The following is a 17,485-nucleotide window of genomic DNA, read 5'->3' on the forward strand; positions in this document are numbered from 1 at the left end:
AACTGGACACATGGATAGATGCCCCTCTTCAGGGATGCTCAGTCCACGGTGCACAAGATGGGTATGCCCCTGGTGACGGGCAGGAGGCAGCTAACAGGCAGCGCAAAGGGTCAGTGTAGCCAAGAGGCACACTGATGTCCAGTCGGGGTTCTCAGAGACCCACGTTGCTCGCAACAGCTTGTTCTCAACACCTATGTCTAGCCCTGCGTAGCCCTGCATGAGCTGCGCTCTTCTTTACTGCCCTCTTCGCCCTCGATCCATGCCTCGGATCCGGATCGATATGACGACGCGCCTTGAGAATTGCGCGCCTCGTGCGGTTCGTCAAGGCCCCCCAGCCCGTACGGGCCCCGGGTACGCCGCCCCCGCGCGCCGTTCGCACTCCCCTCCGAGAGGCGCACGGCGAAGATCACCATACTCGTCAGCGCGCGAAGAGCAAGGCACTCCCACGGGTACGCCGAAAGGCGATCACCCGTACGGGTGATCGCCTTTCGCGATGTGACGTCCGTGCCTCGCGGCACGGGGTCCAGACGGGTCAGATGACCCGCAGGGTCACTTGACCTCGACGGAGGCGCCGGCGCCCTTGAGGGACTCGGCAGCCTTGTCGGCGGCCTCCTTGGCGACCTTCTCCAGGACGGGCTTCGGGGCGCCGTCCACGAGGTCCTTGGCCTCCTTGAGACCCAGCGAGGTCAGCTCACGCACGACCTTGATGACCTGGATCTTCTTGTCGCCGGCACCCGTGAGGATGACGTCGAACTCGTCCTGCTCGGCCTCGGCCTCGGCGGCGGGGCCACCGGCGGCGGGACCGGCGACGGCGACGGCCGCGGCGGCGGTGACGTCGAACTTGACCTCGAAGGCCTTAACGAACTCGGAGAGCTCGATGAGGGTGAGCTCCTCGAACTGGGCGAGCAGGTCTTCCTGGCTGAGCTTCGCCATGATGGCGTCCTTCCACTATTCGGCAGGTGCCGGATGTATATGTCGGCGGGCGTACGTGGAGCCCGCTGGACCGCTGAGCGAAATTACTCGGCGGCCTCGGCGGGAGCCGGAGTACCGGCACCGCCCTGCTCTTCCCGCTTGGCACGAAGCGCTTCCGCGGTGCGGACGAACTTCGACGGCAGAGCCTGGAAGAGCTGCGCAGCCTGAGTCTGCTTGCCCTTCATGGCACCGGCCAGCTTGGCGAGCAGAACCTCGCGGGACTCAAGGTCCGCAAGCTTCTTGAACTCATCGGCGGACAGCGCCTTGCCATCAAGGACACCGCCCTTGATGACGAGGTTGGGGTTGTCCTTGGCGAAGTCACGAAGACCCTTCGCCGACTCCACCGGGTCACCGGTGACGAAGGCAACCGCCGTCGGACCTGCGAACAGGTCGTCGAGCGTGTCGATCCCGGCCTCGTTGGCCGCAATCTTGGTCAGCGTGTTCTTCACCACGGCGTACTGGGCGTTCTCACCGAGCGAACGGCGCAGCTGCTTGAGCTGTGCCACGGTGAGACCCCGGTACTCGGTCAGCACGGCGGCGTTCGAGCTGCGGAACTGGTCCGCGAGCTCGGCTACCGCGGCAGCCTTGTCGGGCCTTGCCATGAGCGTCGGCCTCCTTCCGGGTGATGAGGACCGCTCAGAAGGGGCCGGAAAAGACGAAACGCCCCGGCACAGGTGCCAGGGCGTAGCTCAACCGCACGAAGTCCGGGAGCTTTCCACAGTCACCTGCGCAGGTCGTCCGTGCTCAACGGATCCTTCGGTTGCTGTCCCCCTTGCGGGAAAGCAGCAACGACCAGCGGTCTTTGGCTTCTGCAGAAGAGTACGCGACCGGAGCCGCGCCGAGCAAATCCGTCCCGGTTCGAGTACTCCGGGAGGTTTAGGACGCGCTGCCGGACGCGCCCTGCTGCTTCTTCAGGAGCTCCTTGAAGTCGACGCTGTCGGAGGCCGGCGGCCGCTCGACCGACACCTTGGTGCCGTAGTCGCTGTAGAACACCGTGGAGTTCAGCTCGCCCGTCTTCATCTGGCCGCGCTCGGTCTTCTTCACCAGCAGGTCGTCCTTGTCGACCCAGATGTCGACCTTCTCCGTGGAGACCCCGGCGTCGCTCAGCTGCTTCTTGAACGCGGCCAGCTGGTCGGCGTCCAGCTCGGAGTTCTTGGCGGTCAGCTCGGCGACGTCGACCGTGCCGGAGTAGTGCGTGGCGGTGACGCCCCGGACATCCTCCTGGCCGACCTTCTTCACGTCGCCGAGGCCAGCAGCGCCTTCACCCCCTGGTCGGGGGTGGTGTTCTGCATCTGGTCCTTCATCACCTCGCCCGAGGCCCCGGAGAGCTCCGCGAGGTCGTCGTAGCTGTAGTTGATCCAGTGCTTGCCGCCGGCCTGCTGGGCGAAGGCGTCGCCCATGTTGGCCGCGTAACCGTCCTTGAAGTAGCGCGCCTGCATCGTGCCGTCGCCACCGATCTGCTTCATGGCGTCCGCCATGGAGCCGCCGGTGTACTTGATCTGCATGACGCCGCTGACGCCGTCGGACCAGTCGAGGGATCCGGTCTGCTTCATGGACATCGTGCTGCCCATCGCGGTGGTGCCCTCGACCTTGGCCGAATTCGCCCCGCCGGTCTTCTTCTGGACCGCGAGCAGTGCGGCGATCGGCTCGGCCTTCGACGCCGCGGCGCCGTCGCTCCCGCTCTTGTCGTCCGATCCGCCGCAGGCCGCGACCGACGTCAGCGCCGCCGCCACTGCCACGGACAGACCCACGCGTCATACGGTACTCGTCCTCATATCCGCTCCCACCCCTTTGTCGGCTCTCGGTCACCTCACGCTAACGCACGGCACCGACAGCCTTCGGTACGTATATACGAGGACGGGCCCCGCACCTCGAAAGGTTGCGGGGCCCGTCAATGTCACACGTGACACGGCGGTCGTACGAGCGCGGAGGCTCAGACGGCGGCCGGGTCCTCCTCGACGAGGAGGTTACGGGTGCGGTTGGCGTCCAGCGGGATGCCGGGGCCCATCGTGGTGGCCAGGGTGGCCTTCTTGATGTAGCGGCCCTTGGCGGCGGACGGCTTCAGACGGAGGATCTCGTCCAGCGCCGCTGCGTAGTTCTCCACCAGCTTGGTCTCGTCGAACGAGGACTTGCCGATGATGAAGTGCAGGTTCGAGTGCTTGTCGACGCGGAACTCGATCTTGCCGCCCTTGATGTCGTTGACAGCCTTCACGACATCGGGGGTGACGGTGCCGGTCTTCGGGTTCGGCATCAGACCACGCGGACCGAGCACGCGGCCCAGGCGGCCGACCTTGCCCATGAGGTCCGGGGTCGCGACGACGGCGTCGAAGTCCAGACGGCCCTTCGCCACCTCGTCGATGAGCTCGTCGGCGCCGACGATGTCGGCGCCCGCGGCTTCCGCGGCCGCAGCACGGTCACCGGTCGCGAAGACCAGGACCCGGGCGGTCTTGCCGGTGCCGTGCGGGAGGTTCACGGTGCCACGGACCATCTGGTCGGCCTTGCGAGGGTCAACACCCAGAGCAAACGCGACCTCGACGGTGCTGTCGAACTTCGTGGAGGCGGTGTCCTTGGCGAGACGGACGGCTTCGAGGGGGGCGTAGTTGCGCCCCGCTTCGATCTTGGCGTCCGCAGCGCGGAGGTTCTTGCTGCGCTTCACTTCTACTCCTGTGGTTTCAGAGTGTGGAGTCGTGGTGCGGACCAGCGCTTGGTCCTACCACTGAGGGGGTGGGGCTGAATCAGCCTTCGACCGTGATGCCCATGGAACGGGCGGTGCCGGCGATGATCTTCGACGCGGCGTCGAGGTCATTGGCGTTCAGGTCGGGGAGCTTCGTCGTGGCGATCTCGCGGACCTGGGCAGCCGTCAGCTTGGCAACCTTGGTCTTGTGCGGCTCGCCGGAGCCCTTGTCCACACCCGCGGCCTTGAGGATCAGCTTGGCGGCCGGCGGAGTCTTGGTGATGAAGGTGAAGGAGCGGTCTTCGTAGACCGTGATCTCCACCGGCACGACCATGCCACGCTGCGACTCGGTCGCGGCGTTGTAGGCCTTGCAGAACTCCATGATGTTGACGCCGTGCTGACCCAGTGCGGGGCCGACCGGCGGGGCCGGGTTGGCCGCACCGGCGTTGATCTGGAGCTTGATAAGCCCCGTGACCTTCTTCTTCTTGGGAGGCATGTGCTCTCTCCGGGTCCTAGTGAGAGTTTTCGCCGTCATCCGGTCATCCGGATGCAGGCATACCGCACAACGATAACGGGTATAGCTGCGCGACCAAAAACCGAGCAGGTCAGACCGGCTTCGACAGCCTGTCTGACCTGCTCGGTAGGCATGTGTCCAGAAGCGAGCGGGAAGCCCTAGTTCTTCTGGATCTGGTCGAAGCTGAGCTCGACCGGCGTCTCGCGGCCGAAGATCTCGACGAGACCCTTGACCTTCTTCGAGTCGGCGTTGATCTCGTTGATCGTCGCCTGCAGCGTCGCGAACGGGCCGTCGGTGACGGTGACGGAGTCGCCCACCTCGAAGTCCAGCACCTGGACCTCGACCTTGCGGGACGGAGCCGGCTTGCCCTCGGCCTCCGCGGCCTCACGGGCGGCCTTCTCCTCGGCCTCCGGCGCCAGCATCTTGACGATCTCGTCCAGGGTCAGCGGGTACGGGTCGTAGGCGTTGCCCACGAAGCCGGTGACACCGGGAGTGTTGCGGACGACGCCCCAGGACTCGTTCGTCAGGTCCATGCGCACCAGGACGTAACCCGGGAGCTTGTTCTGCCGGACGTTCTTGCGCTCGCCGTTCTTGATCTGGACGATTTCCTCCTCAGGCACCTCGGCCTGATAGATGAACTCCTCCACGTTCAGCGAGACGGCGCGCTGCTCCAGGTTGGCCTTCACACGCTTCTCGTAACCGGCGTACGTGTGGATGACGTACCACTCGCCCGGCAGGGTGCGCAGTTCCTCGCGCAGGGCCGTGACGGTGTCGACGGGCGCGGCCGGCTCGGCCTCTTCCTCGTCGGTCTCGTCGGTCTCGTCGGCGGCTTCCTCGGCCTCTGCCTCTTCGGCGGCTTCCTCCGCGGCCTCGGCACCTTCGACGTCCGCGACGGCCTCGGCCTCCGCGGTCTCGTCCTCAGCGGCCTCATCGGCGGGCTCGGGGTTCACTGCGGCCTGCTCGGCGGGCTCGCCCGCGGCGGCGTCGGCAGCTTCAGCCTGGTCCGGCTCCACAGCGTCCGCCGCCTCGACGATGTCGAGCTCGTCCTCGGCGGACTCGAAGGCGCCCGCCGTCGGCTCGACGGCGTCGTTCAGGTTCGGGTCAGACACGGTGGCTGCTTCTTCCTGGATACAAATGGGTGGAACATGCGAAAGGGGCGCCTATGAGGCGCCCTCCGCGGGATCAGCCGAAGACGTACTTGATGACCCGCTGGAAACCGAAGTCAATCACGGTAACGAGACCGATCATGACGACGACGAACACAATCACCACGGTGGTGTACGTCGTCAGCTGGTTGCGAGTCGGCCAGACAACCTTGCGGAGCTCGGCAACGATCTGGCGGTAGAACAGCGCGAGACGGCCCAGAGGGCCCTTCTTACCGCGCTTGCCGCCCTTCCGGGTCTTCTTCTTCGACTCGGGGACTTCATCCTCGGCATCAGGCATGTCGATGGAGCCCACGGCGTCCGTCACGCTACTCACCTGATTCCGGGTCATGGCCGTGCCGCGCCCGGTGGAGCCGCACGGCGATGCATTGAAGTACGTACATGCGCACACATCCTGGCGAAGGAGTGTGTAGCAGGGCCGGAGGGACTTGAACCCCCAACCGCTGGTTTTGGAGACCAGTGCTCTACCAATTGAGCTACGACCCTTTGTGGTTTCCACCAACCTACCGCATGCTCCGGGATGCCCCGGGTGCAGGAACGGTGCGGCTGGTGAAGGCCAACGACAGGTGAGTGTACGTGCTCAGCGGCCCGGCGTCGAACAGATAGCTCCCGACCGCTCCTGTCCGATGCTGCCCGCTTCCCTGTCCGCATGCTGTCCAAGTGGTGTCCGGTCCCTGAAACCCCTGTGCCGACAAGGAATACGGTCTGGGAGCATGGGGGGCATGAGCGCTGCTACTCCTCCCTCCGAGCGCCGGGTCTCCGCCCGCATCGGTGCCATCTCCGAGTCCGCCACCCTCGCCGTCGACGCCAAGGCCAAGGCCCTCAAGGCCGCCGGCCGTCCGGTGATCGGCTTCGGTGCCGGTGAGCCCGACTTCCCGACCCCCGGCTACATCGTCGACGCCGCGGTCGAGGCCTGCCGCAACCCGAAGTACCACCGCTACACCCCGGCCGGCGGGCTCCCCGAGCTCAAGGCCGCCATCGCGGAGAAGACGCTGCGCGACTCCGGCTACGAGGTCGACGCCTCCCAGATCCTGGTGACCAACGGCGGCAAGCAGGCCATCTACCAGGCCTTCGCCGCGATCCTCGACCCGGGCGACGAGGTCATCGTCCCGGCTCCGTACTGGACCACCTACCCCGAGTCGATCCGCCTCGCGGGCGGTGTCCCGGTGGAGGTCGTCGCCGACGAGACCACCGGTTACCGGGTCTCCGTGGAGCAGCTGGAGGCGGCCCGTACCGAGCGTACGAAGGTCGTCCTCTTCGTCTCCCCGTCGAACCCGACCGGCGCGGTCTACAGCGAGGCCGACGCCGAGGCGATCGGCCGCTGGGCCGTAGAGCACGGCCTGTGGGTGCTGACCGACGAGATCTACGAGCACCTGGTCTACGGCGACGCGACGTTCACCTCGCTGCCGGCGATCGTGCCCGAGCTGCGCGACAAGTGCATCGTGGTCAACGGCGTCGCCAAGACGTACGCGATGACCGGCTGGCGCGTGGGCTGGATCGTCGGCCCCAAGGACGTCGTGAAGGCCGCGACCAACCTGCAGTCGCACGCCACGTCCAACGTCTCCAACGTGGCCCAGATCGCCGCGCTGGCCGCCGTCTCCGGGAACCTGGACGCGGTCGCGGAGATGCGCACCGCCTTCGACCGGCGCCGGCACACCATCGTGCGGATGCTCAACGAGATCGACGGCGTGCTGTGCCCGGAGCCCGAGGGCGCGTTCTACGCGTACCCCTCGGTGAAGGAGCTGCTCGGCAAGGAGATCCGCGGCAAGCGCCCGGCCACCTCCGTGGAGCTGGCGGCGCTGATCCTGGACGAGGCGGAGGTCGCGGTCGTACCGGGCGAGGCCTTCGGTACGCCGGGCTACCTGCGTCTGTCCTACGCGCTGGGCGACGAGGACCTCGTCGAGGGCGTGTCGCGGCTCCAGAAGCTGCTGGGCGAGGCCAAGGCCTGAGCACCTGACGCATCCAGAAGGCGACCCCCGGCCACGGCCGGGGGTCGCCTTCTTTCCGCTTCCCTGTCCGCTCCCTTGTTCGGAGGGCAACCCGATGGGGAATGCGGGTACCGGGACACCCCGCCCGTGCGGCAAGATCTATGGATGGAGCGTGACGTACGGCTGTTGCCCAAGGCCCACCTGCACCTGCACTTCACCGGGTCGATGCGGCCCACGACGCTGCTCGAACTCGCCGACAAGTACGGCGTGCGGCTGCCCGAGGCGCTGACCGGCGGCGAGCCACCGAGCCTGCGGGCGACGGACGAGCGCGGCTGGTTCCGCTTCCAGCGCCTCTACGACATCGCCAGATCCTGTCTGCGGGCGCCCGAGGACATCCAGCGGCTGGTGCGCGAGGCCGCCCAGGAGGACGTGGCGGACGGCTCCGGCTGGCTGGAGATCCAGGTCGACCCCACCTCGTACGCGCCGCTGCTCGGCGGGCTCATTCCGGCGATCGAGATCATCCTGGACGCGGTGGACAGCGCGTCGCGGGAGACCGGGCTGCCGATCCGGGTGGTCATCGCGGCGAACCGGATGAAGCATCCGCTGGACGCCAGGACCCTGGCCCGGCTCGCGGTTCGCTACGCCGACCGGGGCGTCGTCGGGTTCGGGCTCTCCAACGACGAGCGGCGCGGCATGGCCCGCGACTTCGACCGGGCCTTCGCGATCGCCAGGGAGGGCGGCCTGCTGGCGGCCCCGCACGGCGGTGAGCTGTCGGGCCCCTCCAGCGTCCGCGACTGCCTGGACGACCTCGACGCGTCCCGCATCGGGCACGGGGTGCGGGCCGCGGAGGACCCGCGGCTGCTGCGCAGGCTGGCGGAGCGCGGGGTGACCTGCGAGGTGTGCCCGGCGTCGAACGTGGCGCTCGGCGTCTACGAGAAGCCCTCCGACGTACCCCTGCGCACCCTGTTCGAGGCCGGGGTGCCGATGGCGCTCGGCGCGGACGACCCGCTGCTCTTCGGCTCCCGGCTGGCCGCGCAGTACGACCTGGTGCGCCGCCATCACGCGTTCACCGACGAGGAGCTGGCGGAGCTGGCGCGTCAGTCGGTACGGGGTTCCGCGGCGCCGGAGCCGGTGCGGGCCGAGCTGCTGGCGGGCGTGGACGACTGGCTGGCGAGGCCGGTCGCCTGACGCCTGTGGCGGCCGGCCCGCGTCAGTCCGTGAGCCCGCTCAGCAGGGTCCGGGCGACCGAGGCGGCGAAGGCGTCGAGCGACTGCGGCGGCCCGCCCGTCTCCGTGGCGTCGTAGGCGAACGCCCGCTGGGCGCAGGCCCCCATCAGCAGGGAGGCGGCCGCGTAGGTGTCGACGTCGGCCCGGATGCGGCCTGCGGACTGTTCGGCGCGCAGATACGCGTCCACGCCTCGGATCGGCATATGGGGGCCGGTACCCAGCTCCCGCATCGCCGCGATGTGCCGGTCCTTGAGCCTCGGCTCCGCGTACAGGGATGCCGCGATCGGGAAGCTCTGCTCGTAGAAGAGGGCGCCCTCGCGGGCGATCTCGGTGAGATTCCGCTCGACCGTCCGCTCCCCCTCCCCCGGGTCGGCTATCAGCCGCTTCAGGATGCCGTCGACCTTGGGCAGCCGCTCCTTCAGGACCACCACGAAGAGCTCTTCCTTGCTCGGGAAGTGCTTGTAGAGCGCGGCCTCCGAGCAGCCGGCGGCCTTCGCGATCTCCTTGGTGGTGGCGCGGGCCAGGCCGATGGTGAGCATCAGCCGGTGAGCGGCGTCGATGATCCGGGCGCGGGCCGGCTTCTGCTCCATGTGCACTCCAACGAAGCTTGACGGGCGGGTGAGTATTCACTCACTCTAGAGGTGAGTGAATACTCACCCACCCAAGGAGGGTGTGCCATGAGGCTCACAGTGTTCGGTGCGACAGGCGGCATCGGCCAGGAGATCGTCCGCCAGGCGGTGGCCGCGGGGCACGAGGTGACGGCGGTGGTGCGGGACCCCGCGCGCCTGTCGGTGCCGCTCTCCGGCCTGACGGTTCACACGGTGGCGCGGGTCGACGACCCGGAGGCGCTGCGCGAGGCGGTCGCGGGCCGTGACGCGGTCCTCTCCGGTCTGGGCTCGCGGGGCCGGAAGGCGGGCGGGGTCGCGGAGCGGCTGACCCGCGCCGTGCTGGCGGCGGTGGAGGCCGAGGGGACGCGGCGGCTGCTCGTGGTGAGCGCGGCCCCGGTCGCGCCGGAGCCGGCGGACGACCCGCTGATCGACCGGATGATGCTCGGGGCGATCGGGGCGATCCTCAAGGAGGTCTACGCGGACCTCACCGCGATGGAGGCGGCACTCGCGGCCTCCGCGACGGACTGGACGTCCGTACGGCCCCCGAAGCTCACCAACGGCCCGCTGACGGGTACGTACCGGACGGTCATCGGCAGCAACCCGCGCAGCGGCCGGTCCATCTCCCGGGCCGACGTGGCGCACGCGATGCTCGCGCTGATCGACGACCCGGCGGCGGTGAAGCAGGGCGTGGGAGTGGCGTACTGAGGACCGGACGGGCTACAGGCTCACGCCGACGGTCACCGGCTCGTTGACCAGCGTGACGCCGAAGACCTCGTGGACCCCGGCGACCACCTCACGGGCCAGGGCCAGCAGGTCCTCCGTGCTCGCGGCGCCCCGGTTGGTGAGGGCGAGGGTGTGCTTGGTGGAGATCCGGGCCGGGCCGGTGCCGTATCCCTTGGTGAAACCGGCCCGGTCGATGAGCCAGGCGGCCGAGGTCTTGGTGTGTCCCTCGTCCGCGGGGAAGGCGGGGGGCGTCACCTCGGGTCCGAGCCGGTCCGCCACCCGGGCGAGGAACGCCTCGAACTGCTCCCGGTCCAGGATCGGGTTGGTGAAGAACGAGCCGGCCGACCAGGTGTCGTGGTCCTCGGGGTCGAGCACCATGCCCTTGCCGGCCCGGAGCCGGAGCACGGTTTCACGGGCCGCGGCGGCGGGCACGCGCTCGCCCTCGGCGACGCCCATGGCGCGGGCCGTCTCGGGGTACTTCAGGGGCGCGGAGAGACCGCCCGCCTCTTCCAGCCCGAAGCGGACACGGAGCACCACGAAACGGTCGGGTTCGGCCTTGAAGCGGCTGTGCCGGTACGAGAAGTCACACTCGCTGTTCGGAATGGTGACCGTTTCGTGGCTGTGCCGGTCGTAGGCGACGACCTCCGTGATGGTGGACGACACCTCCTGTCCGTACGCCCCGACGTTCTGAATCGGTGTCGCTCCGGCGGAGCCGGGGATTCCGGCCAGGCATTCGAGGCCGGCGAGACCGGCTTCCACGGTGCGGGCGACGGCGTCCGTCCAGATCTCTCCGGCGGCCAGTTCCAGGCTCGCGCCGTCCAGCACGAATCCCTTGGTGGCGATGCGCAGGGCGGTGCCGTCGAAGCCCTTGTCACCGATGACCAGATTGCTGCCGCCGCCGATGATCAGGAGCGGGGTGCCGCTGTCGTCGGCCGCGCGTACGGCGTCGACCACTTCGGCGTCGGTCGTCGCGGTGATCAGGCGGGTGGCGGGGCCGCCGAGCCGGAAGGTGGTCAGGGGGGCGAGGGGGGCGTCGTGGAGTTCCTGCACGGGGACAAGAGTACGGTCCGCTCCCCCGCCACCAGGGCGGGACCGCGGACCGTACCGGCGCGACAGCCCCTCAGGCGGCCACCAGGACCCGTTCCCCGGCCTGGCCCGCCTCCGGCGCCGGAGTGTCGCGACGGCCCGGGATCATCAGGGCGACGAGGGCAGCGAGGGCCACCACTCCGGCGCCGAGCCAGAGCGCGAGGACGGTCCCGTCCGTGAAGGTCCGCGCGGAGTCGTAACCGCCCTGCGAGGAGAAGACCGTGGCGAGCACGGCGACCCCGAGGGCCCCGCCGACCTCGCGCAGCGCGTTGCTGGCTCCGGAGGCGATGCCCTGTTCGGCCGGGCGGACGCTGGACATCACCAGGCTGGCGGCGGGTGCGAAGTACAGGGCCATGCCGACGCCGCCGACGATCAGTCCGGGCAGTTGCGAGACGTAGGAGGCGTCGGGGGCCAGAGACATGGCGAACAGGCCGAGGCCGGCGGCCTGGACGGCGAGTCCGGTCGCGACGACCGGGCGGCCGCCGAACCGGTCGGCGAGCAGCCCGGCGACGGGCGCCACCAGCATCGGCATTCCGGTCCAGGGCAGCATCCGCAGACCGGCCTCCGCGGGCGAGTAGCCCATCACGCCCTGGAAGTACTGGCTGAGCAGGAAGATCGAACCGAACATCCCGAGGAACATCAGCAGGCCGGCCATGTTGATCCCGAAGAACGCCCGGCTCCGGAAGAGCCGCATCGGCAGCATCGGGTTCTCGGCGCGGAATCCGTGACGGACGAACGCGCCTATGAGCGCGGTACCGGCGATGAGTGAGGTGAGGACGACGGGGTCGCTCCAGCCCTCGGAGTTGGCGTTCACCAGTCCGTAGACGATCCCGAAGAGCCCGGCGCTGACCAGCAGGGTGCCGGGGATGTCGAGGCGGGAGTCCGGGGCGTACGACTCGGCCAGGCGCAGCCGGGCGAGCGGCAGCAGGATCAGGCCGATCGGCACGTTCAGCCAGAAGATCCACTGCCAGGAGAGGTGTTCGGTGAGGCTGCCGCCGACCAGCGGCCCGCTGGCCACGGCCAGTCCGGTCACGGCGCTGAAGATGCCCAGCGCGGCGCCTCGGCGGGCGGGCGGCACGGCCGCCGTGAGCAGGGTGAGCGTCAGCGGCATCATGATCGCCGCGCCGACGCCCTGGACCGCGCGGAAGGCGATCAGTTCGTTGATCCCGGGCGAGAGGGCGGCCGCGGCGGAGGCGCCGGTGAAGACGGTGAGCCCGATGACGAAGAGCCGGCGGCGGCCGAACCTGTCCCCCAGGGAGGCGCCGAGCATCAGCAGGACGGCGAAGGTGAGGGTGTACGCGTTCACCGTCCATTCGAGCTCCCCCAGCTCGCCGCCGAGGCTCTCGCGGATGGACGGCAGTGCGGTGGTGACGACGAGGTTGTCGAGGGCCGCCATGAATCCGGCGACGCTGGTGATGACGAGCGCCCAGACCGCTCCCCGGCGGCCCTTCACGTGCTGTTCCACTGCTCCCCCTGTGGGTTGGTCATTGATGGTTAGTTATTGATGACTAACTTCTCTGGACAGAAAAACGGGCCGCACCGGGGACGCCCCGTTCAGGCGTCCTGCGTGGCCGGGTCCCGGAACCCGGACCAGACCCGGTGATCCGCCGGATAGCCGAGCGAGGTCAGGGTGTTGATGAGCATGCCGTATGCGAGAAACGCGGTCGCCTTCTCGGTGTCCGCACCGAGCGCGAGGGCGATGTCGTCGAACATCCGCAGCCAGCCGGCCCGCAGCGACTCGCCGAACTCGTGGTCCCCGGCGGCCTCGGCCGCCGCGACGGCCGCGTACATCTGCATCTGCATCAGCAGTCGGTCGTGGTCGTGCACGATCAGGCGCTGATACGCCTCCGACATGGCATGCAGCGCCTCGTCGCCTTCGAGCCCCTCGGCGGCGTCCGCGAAGACCTGGCGGGTGTCCGCGATGCACCGCTCGGCGGCGGCCAGGAACATCGCCTGCTTACTGGGGAAGAGGCGGAAGAGGTACGGCTGCGAGACGCCCACCCGTCTGGCGATCACCTCGGTGGACGTGCCGTTGTACCCGCCGCGGGCGAACTCGGTGATCGCCGCGCGGACAGCGCTCTCGCGCCGCTCGTCCGCACTCATCCTTGCCATGGAATCAAGTTAGTACTCAATCACTAACCTGGTCAATCGATATCCGGCCCAGCCTCACCCGGGCCCCACGCGTAAGGGGCGCGGCCTCTTGGACCACGCCCCTTACACCACACCTCTACTACGGAACCTCTACTACGGAGTCAGGCGAGCTGGACCACGGCGCGGGACATGCCCAGCACCTTCTTGTCGTCGCTCATCACCGTCAGGTCGACCCGTACCCGCTTGTCGTCCAGCAGGACGGCCACCTTGGCGCTGACCTCGATCAGGGCGCCCTTGTCGTCGTTGGGCACGACGACCGGCTTGGTGAACCGGACCCCGTACTCGACGATCGCACCGGGGTCGCCGGTCCAGTCCGTGACGACCTGGATCGCCTCGGCCATGGTGAACATGCCGTGCGCGATCACGTCCGGCAGTCCGACCTCACGGGCGAACTTCTCGTTCCAGTGGATCGGGTTGAAGTCGCCGGAGGCACCCGCGTACTGCACCAGGGTCGCCCGGGTGACCGGGAAGGAGCGCGCCGGCAGCTCCGTACCGACCTCGACCGAGTCGTAACTCACCTTCGCCGTCATCACGCCTCCTCGGCGGCGCGCGCCACCAGCTTCGTCCACGCCGTCACGACCAGCTCGCCGGACTCGTCGTGGACCTCGCCGCGGACGTCCAGGATGTCGTTGCCGGCCATGGACTTGACCGTCTCGATGGTCGACGTGACCGTCAGCCGGTCCCCCGCCCGCACCGGGCGGACGTACACGAACCGCTGGTCGCCATGGACCACGCGGCTGTAGTCGAGGCCGAGCTGCGGGTCCTGCACGACCTGCCCCGCGGCCTTGAAGGTGATCGAGAACACGAACGTGGGCGGCGCGATCACATCACTGTGACCGAGCGTCCTGGCCGCATCGGGATCCAGGTACGCGGGATTGGCGTCGCCGACCGCTTCGGCGAACTCCCGGATCTTCTCCCGGCCGACCTCGTACGGCGTGGTGGGCGGATAGGTCCGCCCCACGAAGGACTGATCGAGCGCCATGGGCTCGCAACCTCCTGATGAAAGACGAATGGGCCGAAGTCTCGGAGTACAGCTTCGTACAACGACACGAGGCCGCCCCCAACGGGGACGGCCTCGTGTACGAGCCTGATTCAGCGCGTTTCGCGGTGCGCAGTGTGCGAGTTGCAGCGCGGGCAATGCTTCTTCATCTCAAGACGGTCCGGGTTGTTACGCCGGTTCTTCTTGGTGATGTAGTTCCGCTCCTTGCACTCCACGCAGGCCAGCGTGATCTTCGGGCGGACGTCGGTGGCAGCCACGTGAGTGCTCCTTGGACGGACGGTGGACGGATGAACGCAAAAAAAGAGTAGCCGATCGGAGGACCGACCCCACAATCGGCTACTGTTAGTAGCGGTGACCGGACTTGAACCGGTGACACAGCGATTATGAGCCGCTTGCTCTACCGACTGAGCTACACCGCTTTGATGATGATTCCCCCCGCCGAAGCGGGGTTCCCCGATCACCAGAGCCCCAATGCGGAATCGAACCGCAGACCTTCTCCTTACCATGGAGACGCTCTACCGACTGAGCTATTGGGGCGAGCGATGAAGACATTACACGCTCGGTCGCCGATCGCCCAAATCCGTTTCGAAGCCTCCTCCAAAGCCCTTGACCGGCGCCGCTCCGGCCCCTTGATCAGCCGCCCGTCCGGCACTTGATCAGCGGTTCAGCGGCCCCGGGATCACTTCCCGCCGCACAGACGCCCACTCGTCACACACGCCCCTCCACGCGCCCCTGCGGACGGCGCCGGTACGACTATTCAGCTCTTCCTCGAACCCGGTACGTCACACCTCTAGGCTCGACTCACTCTGCGTGATCCTGCCCCCTTCCCTGGAGCGCGATGCCCGACAGCAGACCGCGGCCGCCGGACGACCACGCCGCCGACGCGTCCAACAGCCCGGAGAGCACGGCACTGACGCTCCGCGGCGCCCGTCTCACCGACGGCCGCATCGTGGACGTACGGCTCGGCGGCAGCCGGATCGAGGCCGTCGGCACCGCCGGCAGCCTCCCCGCGTCCGGCGCGCGCATCGATCTGCGCGGCCACCTCCTGCTGCCGGCGCCCGCAGAGCCGCACGCCCACAGCGACACCGCGCTCACCGCCGACGAGGCCGTGACCGGCACCCCCGGACCGGCCTCGCAGCTCCCCGAGGACGTCCAGCGGCGCGCCACAGAGGCCGCGTTGCTGCAACTCGGACACGGCGCGACCGCGCTGCGATCGCACGTACGGATCGGCGACGTACAGGGCCTCGCCGCCCTCGAAGCCGTCCTCCAGGCACGCCGGTCGCTTCGCGGGCTCGCCGATCTGACAGCGGTCGCCGTCCCCCGGCTGCTCACCGGCATCGCGGGCGCCGACGGACTGGCCATGCTCCGCGACGCGGTGAAGATGGGCGCCGGTGCGGTCGGCGGCTGCCCCGACCTGGATCCGGACCCGACGGGGTACGCGGAGGCCGTCCTGGAGATCGCCGCAGAGCACGGCTGCCCCGTCGACCTGCACACGGACAGTGACGACCCGGTCCGGCTGGCCCGGCTCGCGACCATGGCCGGCGGACTGCGGCAAGAGGTCGCCCTCGGCCCCTGCGCGGGCCTCTCCCGGCTTCCCGGGGAGGCCGCGGGCCGCGCCGCGGACCAGCTCGCCGCGGGCCGTGTGACGGTCATCTGCCTGCCCCAGGGCGGCTGCTGCGGGTCGGAGCGCCGGGGTACCGCCCCGGTACGGCTGCTGCGCGCGGCCGGGGTGCGGGTCGCGGCGGGCAGCGGGGCGCTGCGGGACCTCGCCAACCCGGTGGGGCGCGGCGACCCGCTGGAGGCCGCCTTCCTGCTGGCCTCGCAGAGCGGGCTGAGCGCCGGGCAGGCCTACGAGGCGGTGTCCGCGGAGGCCAGAAGGGCGATGGGGCTGCCGGAGGTGCGGATCGAGGCGGGTTTCCCGGCCGAGCTGCTCGCCGTGCGCGGTGAGCGGCTCAGCGGGGTGCTCTCACTGGCGTACAGCCGGATCGTGGTGCACCGCGGCCGGGTGGTGGCCCGGACCAGCGCGGTACGCGAGTACTGCGACTCCGAGACGGGCGGCGGGGCCGGGCTCCCCCGCCAGGGACGGGCGGATTCCGGTCCCGGCGGCGGGGCTTGAGCGCGCCGCGGCGCGCTCCGGCGTACGGTCGTGCCCATGCGCATTGTCATCGCAGGTGGACATGGTCAGATCGCGCTGCGGCTTGAGCGGCTGCTCGCTGCGCGCGGGGACGAGGCGGTGGGGATCATCCGCGATCCCGGACAGCGTGACGACCTGCGGGCCGTCGGCGCGGAGCCGGTGGTCCTGGACCTCGAATCGGCCACCGTGGAGGAGACCGCGGAGGCGCTGCGCGGGGCCGACGCGGTGGTCTTCGCGGCCGGTGCGGGCCCCAACAGCGGCACGGACCGCAAGGACACGGTGGACCGCGGCGCTGCCGTCCTCTTCGCGGACGCGGCGGAGCGGGCGGGGGTGCGGCGCTACGTCGTCGTCTCGTCCATGGGCGCCGACGCCGACCACCCCGGAGACGAGGTGTTCGACGCGTACCTGCGGGCCAAGGGCGCGGCGGACGCGTACGTGCGCTCCAGGACGGCACTCGACTGGACGATCCTGCGCCCCGGGATGCTCACCAACGACGCCGGCACCGGCCAGGTGCTGCTCGCCGCGTCGACCGGCCGGGGCCCCGTCCCGCGCGACGACGTGGCGGCCGCGCTCATGGAGCTGCTGGACACCCCGGCGACGGCGGGCCTGACGCTGGAGCTCATCTCGGGCAACGTGCCGGTGATGGTCGCGGTGAAGGACATCGCGGGCAACTGACGACGGGGCGCCGGGGCCCGGCCGCCCGTCGCCAGTTGGGGGGCCGGGACCCGGCCGCCCCGGTCAGCCGCCGGGGGGGCCGGCCTCCCCGGTCAGCCGCCCGGCGCCGGACGTACGGTGATGCCGTGCCGCTCCAGCAGGGCCGCCGTCACCCCGTCGCCCTCGCGCAGCCCTCCGGTGAACGACCCGTCATAAACCCTGCCGCGCCCGCACGAAGGGCTCCGGGCCATCAGCAGTGCCTCGGTGCAACCGGCCCCGCGCGCCGCCTCCAGGGCCCGCCGCGCCCCGTCCAGGAACGCCTCGGTCACATCGTGCCCGGAGTCGTCCACGACGCGTGCGCGGCCGTCCAGGACGTCGTGGCCGTCGCCGCCGACGATCTCGGCGGGGCGACGGGGTGTGGGCAGCCCGGCGGCGACCTCGGGGCAGCAGGACACGGGCCTGCGGTCACCGATGGCCGCGGCAAGCTCGGCGGAGGCCTTGCTCCGGCCGTCGAAGCGACAGGGCACGCCCAGCAGGCAGGCACTGACCAGTACGGATTCCGTTTCCACGGTTGGGCCCTTCGCGATAGGACAGCAGAGAATGCCGCCTCCGAGGGCGGGGCCTTGTTCGGTGGCGCCGCCGGGTTCATCCT

Annotated in this window: 19 protein-coding genes, 3 tRNA genes and 1 pseudogene; 5 read left to right on the top strand and 18 right to left on the bottom strand. The window is 69.5% G+C overall.

Annotated features, from left to right (window positions below):
- Window positions 1-549: 549 nt before the first annotated feature.
- The 8 genes and pseudogenes from rplL to RLT59_RS14510 all read right to left on the bottom strand — a co-directional run bounded on the left by rplL (window position 550) and on the right by RLT59_RS14510 (window position 5,809).
- A complete protein-coding gene (rplL, locus tag RLT59_RS14475) occupies window positions 550-933 on the bottom strand; it encodes a 50S ribosomal protein L7/L12 (protein ID WP_311303776.1) in 384 nt (127 codons plus the stop codon).
- Window positions 934-1,016: 83 nt separating this feature from the next.
- Window positions 1,017-1,574, bottom strand: a complete 558-nt coding sequence (gene rplJ / locus RLT59_RS14480; protein ID WP_311303777.1) for a 50S ribosomal protein L10 — start codon at window positions 1,572-1,574, stop codon at window positions 1,017-1,019.
- A gap of 274 nt (window positions 1,575-1,848) precedes the next feature.
- Window positions 1,849-2,723 (bottom strand): annotated as a pseudogene (locus RLT59_RS14485) (hypothetical protein).
- A 182-nt stretch (window positions 2,724-2,905) separates the two neighbouring features.
- Window positions 2,906-3,628 (bottom strand): 50S ribosomal protein L1, encoded by a 723-nt coding sequence (gene rplA, locus RLT59_RS14490; RefSeq protein WP_311303778.1) that lies wholly within the window; start codon window positions 3,626-3,628, stop codon window positions 2,906-2,908.
- 79 nt (window positions 3,629-3,707) lie between these two features.
- The gene (gene rplK, locus RLT59_RS14495; RefSeq protein WP_010058817.1) at window positions 3,708-4,142 is read right to left on the bottom strand and encodes a 50S ribosomal protein L11; all 435 of its coding nucleotides are present in this window, start codon (window positions 4,140-4,142) and stop codon (window positions 3,708-3,710) included.
- A gap of 176 nt (window positions 4,143-4,318) precedes the next feature.
- The gene (gene nusG, locus RLT59_RS14500; RefSeq protein WP_311303779.1) at window positions 4,319-5,269 is read right to left on the bottom strand and encodes a transcription termination/antitermination protein NusG; all 951 of its coding nucleotides are present in this window, start codon (window positions 5,267-5,269) and stop codon (window positions 4,319-4,321) included.
- A gap of 73 nt (window positions 5,270-5,342) precedes the next feature.
- Window positions 5,343-5,630, bottom strand: a complete 288-nt coding sequence (gene secE / locus RLT59_RS14505) for a preprotein translocase subunit SecE (RefSeq protein ID WP_219567765.1) — start codon at window positions 5,628-5,630, stop codon at window positions 5,343-5,345.
- A 106-nt stretch (window positions 5,631-5,736) separates the two neighbouring features.
- Window positions 5,737-5,809 (bottom strand) — tRNA-Trp (locus RLT59_RS14510).
- 236 nt (window positions 5,810-6,045) lie between these two features.
- Here RLT59_RS14510 and RLT59_RS14515 point away from each other — a divergent pair.
- Entirely contained in the window at window positions 6,046-7,272 is a 1,227-nt protein-coding gene (locus RLT59_RS14515; protein WP_311303780.1) for a pyridoxal phosphate-dependent aminotransferase, read from the top strand.
- A gap of 144 nt (window positions 7,273-7,416) precedes the next feature.
- Window positions 7,417-8,439, top strand: a complete 1,023-nt coding sequence (locus tag RLT59_RS14520) for an adenosine deaminase (protein WP_311303781.1) — start codon at window positions 7,417-7,419, stop codon at window positions 8,437-8,439.
- 22 nt (window positions 8,440-8,461) lie between these two features.
- On the opposite strand, the gene RLT59_RS14525 is transcribed toward RLT59_RS14520, so the two are convergent.
- Entirely contained in the window at window positions 8,462-9,067 is a 606-nt protein-coding gene (locus tag RLT59_RS14525; RefSeq protein WP_311303782.1) for a TetR/AcrR family transcriptional regulator, read from the bottom strand.
- Window positions 9,068-9,154: 87 nt separating this feature from the next.
- Here RLT59_RS14525 and RLT59_RS14530 point away from each other — a divergent pair, with 87 nt between their 5' ends.
- Window positions 9,155-9,790, top strand: a complete 636-nt coding sequence (locus tag RLT59_RS14530; RefSeq protein ID WP_311303783.1) for an NAD(P)-dependent oxidoreductase — start codon at window positions 9,155-9,157, stop codon at window positions 9,788-9,790.
- A gap of 12 nt (window positions 9,791-9,802) precedes the next feature.
- Here RLT59_RS14530 and RLT59_RS14535 read toward each other — a convergent pair whose 3' ends face one another.
- From RLT59_RS14535 to RLT59_RS14570, 8 genes are all read right to left on the bottom strand, one after another.
- Complete coding sequence (locus RLT59_RS14535) at window positions 9,803-10,858, bottom strand: UDP-N-acetylmuramate dehydrogenase (protein ID WP_311303784.1); 1,056 nt, start codon at window positions 10,856-10,858, stop codon at window positions 9,803-9,805.
- A 70-nt stretch (window positions 10,859-10,928) separates the two neighbouring features.
- Window positions 10,929-12,359, bottom strand: coding sequence for a DHA2 family efflux MFS transporter permease subunit (locus RLT59_RS14540; RefSeq protein ID WP_311303785.1), 1,431 nt, complete (start codon window positions 12,357-12,359; stop codon window positions 10,929-10,931).
- Between the two features lie 89 nt (window positions 12,360-12,448).
- Window positions 12,449-12,997, bottom strand: coding sequence for a TetR/AcrR family transcriptional regulator (locus RLT59_RS14545; RefSeq protein WP_311307725.1), 549 nt, complete (start codon window positions 12,995-12,997; stop codon window positions 12,449-12,451).
- Window positions 12,998-13,146: 149 nt separating this feature from the next.
- Entirely contained in the window at window positions 13,147-13,575 is a 429-nt protein-coding gene (locus RLT59_RS14550; RefSeq protein WP_311303786.1) for a MaoC family dehydratase, read from the bottom strand.
- Complete coding sequence (locus tag RLT59_RS14555; RefSeq protein WP_311303787.1) at window positions 13,575-14,027, bottom strand: FAS1-like dehydratase domain-containing protein; 453 nt, start codon at window positions 14,025-14,027, stop codon at window positions 13,575-13,577. The genes RLT59_RS14550 and RLT59_RS14555 overlap by 1 nt, the downstream gene beginning before the upstream one ends.
- Before the next feature lie 110 nt (window positions 14,028-14,137).
- The gene (rpmG, locus tag RLT59_RS14560) at window positions 14,138-14,302 is read right to left on the bottom strand and encodes a 50S ribosomal protein L33 (RefSeq protein WP_003956487.1); all 165 of its coding nucleotides are present in this window, start codon (window positions 14,300-14,302) and stop codon (window positions 14,138-14,140) included.
- A gap of 89 nt (window positions 14,303-14,391) precedes the next feature.
- A tRNA-Met gene (locus RLT59_RS14565) sits at window positions 14,392-14,464 on the bottom strand.
- Between the two features lie 45 nt (window positions 14,465-14,509).
- Window positions 14,510-14,582: transfer RNA gene (locus tag RLT59_RS14570), tRNA-Thr, on the bottom strand.
- Between the two features lie 301 nt (window positions 14,583-14,883).
- Between RLT59_RS14570 and RLT59_RS14575 the strand changes: the two genes are divergently transcribed.
- The gene (locus RLT59_RS14575) at window positions 14,884-16,161 is read left to right on the top strand and encodes an amidohydrolase family protein (protein WP_311303788.1); all 1,278 of its coding nucleotides are present in this window, start codon (window positions 14,884-14,886) and stop codon (window positions 16,159-16,161) included.
- Between the two features lie 36 nt (window positions 16,162-16,197).
- Window positions 16,198-16,854 carry an SDR family oxidoreductase gene (locus RLT59_RS14580; protein WP_073733143.1) on the top strand — a complete coding sequence of 219 codons (657 nt, stop codon included), beginning with the start codon at window positions 16,198-16,200 and terminating at the stop codon, window positions 16,852-16,854.
- 92 nt (window positions 16,855-16,946) lie between these two features.
- Here the strand turns inward: RLT59_RS14580 and RLT59_RS14585 are convergent, their stop codons facing one another.
- A complete protein-coding gene (locus RLT59_RS14585; protein WP_311303789.1) occupies window positions 16,947-17,402 on the bottom strand; it encodes a 2-thiouracil desulfurase family protein in 456 nt (151 codons plus the stop codon).
- Window positions 17,403-17,485 lie beyond the last annotated feature (83 nt).

Source organism: Streptomyces sp. ITFR-6 (assembly GCF_031844725.1).
Taxonomy (GTDB): domain Bacteria; phylum Actinomycetota; class Actinomycetes; order Streptomycetales; family Streptomycetaceae; genus Streptomyces.

Excerpts from the sequence above, each read along its gene's own strand:
- RLT59_RS14545 (WP_311307725.1), bottom strand. The coding sequence starts at position 12,997 with ATGAGTGCGGACGAGCGGCGCGAGAGCGCTGTCCGCGCGGCGATCACC.
- RLT59_RS14575 (WP_311303788.1), top strand. The coding sequence starts at position 14,884 with ATGCCCGACAGCAGACCGCGGCCGCCGGACGACCACGCCGCCGACGCG.
- RLT59_RS14580 (WP_073733143.1), top strand. The coding sequence starts at position 16,198 with ATGCGCATTGTCATCGCAGGTGGACATGGTCAGATCGCGCTGCGGCTT.
- rplJ (WP_311303777.1), bottom strand. The coding sequence starts at position 1,574 with ATGGCAAGGCCCGACAAGGCTGCCGCGGTAGCCGAGCTCGCGGACCAG.
- RLT59_RS14530 (WP_311303783.1), top strand. The coding sequence starts at position 9,155 with ATGAGGCTCACAGTGTTCGGTGCGACAGGCGGCATCGGCCAGGAGATC.
- RLT59_RS14525 (WP_311303782.1), bottom strand. The coding sequence starts at position 9,067 with ATGGAGCAGAAGCCGGCCCGCGCCCGGATCATCGACGCCGCTCACCGG.
- rplL (WP_311303776.1), bottom strand. The coding sequence starts at position 933 with ATGGCGAAGCTCAGCCAGGAAGACCTGCTCGCCCAGTTCGAGGAGCTC.
- RLT59_RS14550 (WP_311303786.1), bottom strand. The coding sequence starts at position 13,575 with ATGACGGCGAAGGTGAGTTACGACTCGGTCGAGGTCGGTACGGAGCTG.
- RLT59_RS14515 (WP_311303780.1), top strand. The coding sequence starts at position 6,046 with ATGAGCGCTGCTACTCCTCCCTCCGAGCGCCGGGTCTCCGCCCGCATC.
- RLT59_RS14520 (WP_311303781.1), top strand. The coding sequence starts at position 7,417 with ATGGAGCGTGACGTACGGCTGTTGCCCAAGGCCCACCTGCACCTGCAC.
- RLT59_RS14555 (WP_311303787.1), bottom strand. The coding sequence starts at position 14,027 with ATGGCGCTCGATCAGTCCTTCGTGGGGCGGACCTATCCGCCCACCACG.
- rplK (WP_010058817.1), bottom strand. The coding sequence starts at position 4,142 with ATGCCTCCCAAGAAGAAGAAGGTCACGGGGCTTATCAAGCTCCAGATC.